Origin of the sequence: Borreliella lanei, from assembly GCF_014205895.1 — a bacterium.
In the GTDB taxonomy this organism is placed as follows: Bacteria; Spirochaetota; Spirochaetia; order Borreliales; family Borreliaceae; genus Borreliella; species Borreliella lanei.
In genome coordinates this window covers 1-1323 of record NZ_JACHFC010000021.1, presented here as the reverse complement: position 1 = coordinate 1323, position 1323 = coordinate 1, and the positions used below count along the sequence as shown (strand labels likewise).

The following is a 1323-nucleotide window of genomic DNA, read 5'->3' as shown; positions in this document are numbered from 1 at the left end:
ATAGGAAAATCCGTTAAGAGAGCTAAGGTGTGATGATGAGTGTTATTTAGGTAGCATGAAATGTAGGTAGTCAAGGTGCCAAGAAATAGCTTCTAAGGTTAGGCTATAAGGGACCGTACCGCAAACCGACACAGGTAGGTGGGATGAAAATTCTAAGGCGCGCGAGAGAATCCACGTTAAGGAACTCTGCAAAATACGTACGTAACTTCGGGATAAGTACGACCTAAGCAATTAGGTAGCATAAAAATGGTCCAAACGACTGTTTACCAAAAACACAGGTCTCTGCAAATCTGTAAAGAGAAGTATAGGGACTGACACCTGCCCGGTGCTGGAAGGTTAAGAGGAGATGTTAGTTTATTCGAAGCATTGAATTTAAGCCCCAGTAAACGGCGGCCGTAACTATAACGGTCCTAAGGTAGCGAAATTCCTTGTCGGGTAAGTTCCGACCCGCACGAATGGTGTAACGATTTGGACGCTGTCTCAACGTGGAGCTCGGTGAAATTGAAGTATCGGTGAAGATGCCGATTACTTGTGGTTAGACGGAAAGACCCCGTGAACCTTTACTATAGCTTGGTATTGAGATTTGATTAAATATGTGTAGGATAGGTGGGAGACTTTGAAGCTATCTCGTTAGGGGTAGTGGAGTCAATCTTGAAATACCACCCTTGTTTAATTAGGTTTCTAACTTATAGAAATATGAGGAGAGTGCCAGGTGGGTAGTTTGACTGGGGCGGTCGCCTCCTAAAGAGTAACGGAGGTGCGCAAAGGTTACCTTAGAGTGGTTGGAAATCACTTTGTAAGTGTAAAGGCATAAGGTAGCTTAACTGTAAGACTGACAAGTCGAACAGATACGAAAGTAGGTCTTAGTGATCTGGCGGTGGCAAGTGGAAGCGCCGTCACTTAACGAATAAAAGGTACTCCGGGGATAACAGGCTTATCCTTCCCAAGAGTTCACATCGACGGAAGGGTTTGGCACCTCGATGTCGGCTCATCGCATCCTAGGGCTGGAGCAGGTCCTAAGGGTATGGCTGTTCGCCATTTAAAGCGGTACGCGAGCTGGGTTCAGAACGTCGTGAGACAGTTTGGTCCCTATCTGCCACAAGCGTTGGATATTTGAGAGGAGCTATCTTTAGTACGAGAGGACCGAGATGGACGAACCTCTAGTGTACCAGTTATCCTGCCAAGGGTAAGTGCTGGGTAGCTACGTTCGGAAAGGATAACCGCTGAAAGCATCTAAGTGGGAAGCCTTCCTCAAGATGAGATATCCTTTAAGGGTCCTGGAAGAATACCAGGTTGATAGGTTAGAAGTGTAAGTATAGTAAT

1 rRNA gene is annotated in these 1323 nt (G+C 46.0%); it reads left to right on the top strand.

The features are described from left to right. Positions 1-1323: ribosomal RNA gene (locus tag HNQ06_RS05600) — 23S ribosomal RNA — on the top strand; the annotation flags it as partial.